Origin of the sequence: Anaeroplasma sp. (assembly GCF_034179385.1) — a bacterium.
Classification (GTDB): Bacteria; Bacillota_I; Bacilli_A; order Acholeplasmatales; family Anaeroplasmataceae; genus Anaeroplasma.
In genome coordinates this window covers 1-4,700 of record NZ_JAXFPY010000065.1, presented here as the reverse complement: position 1 = coordinate 4,700, position 4,700 = coordinate 1, and the positions used below count along the sequence as shown (strand labels likewise).

At 30.0% G+C, this 4,700-nt stretch carries 5 protein-coding genes; all 5 read right to left on the bottom strand.

Annotation, left to right across the window (positions count from 1 at the left end; translation table 11 throughout):
* A partial coding sequence (locus SPJ17_RS04175) for a hypothetical protein (RefSeq protein ID WP_321092985.1) occupies positions 1-548 on the bottom strand: 548 nt, incomplete at its 3' end.
* 54 nt (positions 549-602) lie between these two features.
* The gene (locus tag SPJ17_RS04170) at positions 603-1,904 is read right to left on the bottom strand and encodes a hypothetical protein (protein ID WP_321092984.1); all 1,302 of its coding nucleotides are present in this window, start codon (positions 1,902-1,904) and stop codon (positions 603-605) included.
* A gap of 76 nt (positions 1,905-1,980) precedes the next feature.
* Positions 1,981-3,084 carry a UDP-galactopyranose mutase gene (gene glf, locus SPJ17_RS04165; RefSeq protein WP_321092983.1) on the bottom strand — a complete coding sequence of 368 codons (1,104 nt, stop codon included), beginning with the start codon at positions 3,082-3,084 and terminating at the stop codon, positions 1,981-1,983.
* A 1-nt stretch (position 3,085) separates the two neighbouring features.
* Positions 3,086-4,438 (bottom strand): O-antigen polymerase, encoded by a 1,353-nt coding sequence (locus tag SPJ17_RS04160; protein ID WP_321092982.1) that lies wholly within the window; start codon positions 4,436-4,438, stop codon positions 3,086-3,088.
* A gap of 21 nt (positions 4,439-4,459) precedes the next feature.
* Positions 4,460-4,700 (bottom strand): hypothetical protein (locus tag SPJ17_RS04155; RefSeq protein ID WP_321092980.1); only part of this gene is annotated, 241 nt, incomplete at its 5' end.

Sequence of the window (4,700 nt, the reverse complement as noted above, 5' to 3'; positions counted from 1 at the left end):
ACTAATGCGGATGTAATAATCGATATAATAATATAATTCTTATTCTCTTCAGTCATATCTACTGTCATTTTAACAAATGCATAGGCTAGAATAGTTAATGCAAAATTACCTATACCTATTGCAGATAAACCAAAGTCTTCTGTATGAATTAAGCTTAATAGCATAAATGCTAAAATTAGTAGCATGGAATACAAAAGGAAATCCTTTTTTAGTTTAGGAAAGAATTCATTTCTTTTTCTTATGACTTGAATTAATAAAACTAAGAATATAAGTGAGTATAATCCTAAAAGAATAAAATAGGTTACAGAAGGAATCTCTAATTGCCTTCCTTGCTGTAGGCTATAATAATAAACAAGTAGGGATACTACTGATTTAAAATTACAGCTAAATAATACAACACAAAGTAAAACTACTGCAAAAACAAATAAGAAAGGAACCTTATATGGCACAAAGATTGTAATTATGGATAATAATGCCATAAATGCTAGGAAATAATAGGATTCAATATATTCCTTCAGGATTCCTTTTACTTTATTGAATTGTTCCATATATCCTCCCTTCTTTAAAAAGAGAATATCGAAGTTGATATTCTCTATCTTAAATTATGCTTCTTTTACTGTATTATCCTTCTCATTCTTCTTTTCTTTTTCTAAAGAAAGATATTTCTTTAAATCCATAGAAAGATTTACGATTGCTGCAGCTACAATACCAAGTAATAAAGGTAATCCTAAGGATACTACAATACTCATACCACCTACAGTTTTTGTTATATTATTTGTGGAATAGAATACCTTCTGATCAGAGGTATGTAACTCCTTTTGAATGAATGTAAAATTATCCGTTAGGCTTGATAGAGTATTATAATAGTTTTCAAGCATTGCATCAAATTCAGAAGTATCCTGAGTTGCACCTAGGTTAATCTTATCCTCTACAATTTGAATTTTATTATTTGTATCTTCTCTTTGAAGTAATAATTCAGCTAAGGAATTATTTAATGCATCTAGTGCAACAGAGGATGCACCAAGATTAATCTGACGGTCAATTTCAGTCTGAATGGCATCAATCTTTTTATTGATTAATTCTAAATCCTTATTTAAATTTGCTAGCGTTGTTTTTAACCTAGGTAATTGCTCATCATATTTATAAACATAGGAATTATTATCTACAATGTCATTTAATCCATTAAGCTGCATTGCACTAATTTCATCACGAGTTTGGATTAATACATCATTTAATCTCACTACCTTATTTTCATTCGTTTTAATGAAACGATTGCCATAGCTTGTTAATAATGTAGAATAGCCGCTATTCACAAGCTCTGCTTGCTTCTGTAATGATTTAACTAAATCCTCATAGGAAACAGAATTCTCTTTAAATTGAACTAGGTATTGTGTATTATCTATTAAATCTACTAATTCATTAATCTTACGAATAGGAGTCTCTATGATTAGCTTAATGAAACTAATAGCTTGCTTCTCATTTTTAAAATAAGAAGCCTTTGCATATAATGTAAATTTATATGGGGCTTTTTCGGAAACAGCATTTTTAACAATTCGAATACCATCATTTGCAACAATGGTTTCAATGTCTAAATCCTTAAAATCAGGATCACTATCCTGAACTATTTTTAAATTTTCAATTGAAATTAAATCAGGATAATAAAACTGAGAACCATCTATATAGGTTGATCCATCAAACGTAGAAATGTTATAAGTCCAATCGGTTTGATATTGGTTTTTTATTCTATTGTATCCCAAAAAGATTGCAAGAAAGCCTATCAACCAAATTGCAGCTGTAATTATTGCAAAGCGAATTAGGCTTTTTCTATTATATCCAATTATTACTTTAAATAATTGACTAATGGTTATTTGATTTTCTCTAGGTTTATATTCTTCATATTGCATAAATCATACCTCTTCTTTCTATCTGAGTATTATTCCTTTGTAATAATACTATAAATTAAATATATTTTAAATAGTTTTATTTTTCTAAATCCTTTAAAACCTTAAATGCTTCTATAATCGTATCGTCCATATCATAATACTTATATAGACCTAGTCTTCCACCAAAGGTTACATTTGAAACCTTTGATGCTTCTTCTTTATATTGATTATAAAGACAATTATTCTTTTCGTTATTTACAGGGTAGTAAGGCTCATCGCCTGGCATCCATGCTTTAGAATATTCTTTAGAAATGATTGTCTTTTCACTCTCTGTATCAAATTCAAAATGCTTATGCTCAATAATACGGGTATATGGAATTTCATATTCCGTATAATTGACTACTGCATTTCCTTGGTAGTTTTTCATATTATATTCTTCCGTTTTAAATTCAACGGTTCTAAACTCTAGCGGACCATATTTAAATCCAAAGAATTCATCGATTGGTCCTGTATATATAATATGCTTTGCAATCGAATTAAAATATTCTTTGTTATCTAAATAATTTGTATTTAGCTTTACTTCAATTCCATCTAACATCTTTTCTATGATCTTAGTATAACCACCAATAGGTATACCTTGGTACTTATCATTGAAATAATTATTATCGAAAGTAAATCTTACTGGTAATCTTTTAATGATGAATGCTGGAAGCTCAGCGCAAGGTCTTCCCCACTGCTTGGCAGTATAGCCTTTAACAAGCTTTTCGTAGATGGTAGGTCCCACCAAATTGATTGCCTGCTCCTCTAGGTTTTTAGGCTCGTCAATATGGAAGTTCTTTTTCTCTTCTTCGATTTTCCTTCTTGCATCCTCTGGGGTAAACACATCCGGCCAAAGTTTAGTGAAGGTATTCATATTAAATGGTAAATTATATAATTCGTTTTTATATCTTACAATTGGAGAATTTATATAGTTATTAAATTCGGCAAATTGCTGAATATAACTCCATACCTCTTTATCGCTTGTATGGAAGATATGAGCACCATATACATGGACATTTATACCATCTATATTCTTTGTATAAATGTTTCCAGCAATATGATCTCTTTTATCTATAACGAGTACCTTTTTATTTTTCTTTTTGAGCTCATAGGCTAGGGTTGCGCCAAACAATCCTGCACCAACAACTAAATAATCATACATACTACATTACCCCCTGGTATATACAGATTCCATCTGCATAATTCATTACTTTTATATCAGAGCCATATACAAACCAGAAAATAAAATAAAGCCAAATGTACTTTAATAGCGATTTAATTTGAACGACATTTTGGAAGAATCTTGGTCCAAAGAAGCTAAACAATAAATTAACTGAAATATATAAATAAACAACAAATGCAAAATCAACTACAGCCCATCTAGTCTTGATCTTATCAAATACCTTCATACTTACCCATCCCATAAAGAAGGATAATATTCCAACACCAACTAAACCAAAATCAACATAAAAGCTAAAGAAGCAAGTAAATACATTACCCATTTCATGCCCATTCGCAGTTACGAAGAAGCTCTTCACGGTATGTGCAGATGCCCCGAGGTCAATACCCAAAGTCTTTAAATCGTTATAAAAACTACCTAAAGTATTCGCCGCAAAGAATGTACTTCTTGCATCACTAGTTTCCACAAAATAGTTTAAATTATATACCTGAGCACCAATGTATTCCGTAATTTGGTCAATTAAGCTTTCAGCAGTTTTTTCTCTACCAAGTAATGGAATTATCGCAAAGAATCCAACGGCTGCAACAATAGTTAAAACAAATAACCAACCCAAGATTTTTCTTGGGAACATTTTTTGTCCGTATCTTTGATGCCAGCAAATCGCAAATGCAATAACTATTGCAATTAAATTTTCAACCAAAGGTCCTCTTGAACCATTTAAGAAGCATGTTGCCATAGATATTCCATAACCAAATAGTAATAAGAATAAATTGGATCTATCCTTAAATACAATTCTTCTTGCGATGAAGAAGGAATATAGATATGCAGCCAAATAATTAATTTGTAAAAATATTTGAATGATAAATGGAATTGTAACTGTCACTTTATCTGGTTCAAATTTGGATAGAACCATGATTTCATTAATGGCTCCAGATAAAGAAAATCCATTTTCTTTTCCCCACGTGTATATCTTTAGGAAGAAAATCATAAAGAATACAAGCATAATTAAATCTAATATAAATAATCTAGTTGTATTTACACTATGTAATCTTGGTTTTATTTTTAGTGAATTCGTAACTAAAACCGATTTTGATAGGCAAATATGCCTTGCAAACCAACAACCAAACATAAAGAATAGGAAACCAATAAAGAATATCATAAATGTTATGAAATTTAAGTCTAGACCCCATGCTTCTTTATTGAGTAATGCAATGACAAACATTGCAATAAAGGGAAGTCCGAATAAAGTGTATGGAGCATACCATTCTTTACCAAGCTTGATAAAGAAAAATACAAATATAAATATTGTTAATACAATTAATAATTCCAGTAGCATGCATCCACACCTCCTTTGTTTCTAAATTTTTGTGCCAGGTTTATACTTTTCACTAATTCCTAGGATATTCTTTTTTACATCCTTTAGGGAATCAAATTTAATTTTTGCTTTCTTTTTATTCTTAAATAAATCCAAATAGGCAGACATACGAATCAAGAATCTAAAAGTTCGATAATACTTTTTAGGATAATGTTTTCGAATCATATCTAATTGATTTCTATAGCCATAATAATTTTTCCAAGTCACAGATTTTAATGCTTGA

Bases quoted from the DNA above. Each gene is read 5' to 3' on its own strand.
- SPJ17_RS04160 (WP_321092982.1), bottom strand. From the start codon at position 4,438: ATGCTACTGGAATTATTAATTGTATTAACAATATTTATATTTGTATTT.
- SPJ17_RS04170 (WP_321092984.1), bottom strand. From the start codon at position 1,904: ATGCAATATGAAGAATATAAACCTAGAGAAAATCAAATAACCATTAGT.
- glf (WP_321092983.1), bottom strand. From the start codon at position 3,084: ATGTATGATTATTTAGTTGTTGGTGCAGGATTGTTTGGCGCAACCCTA.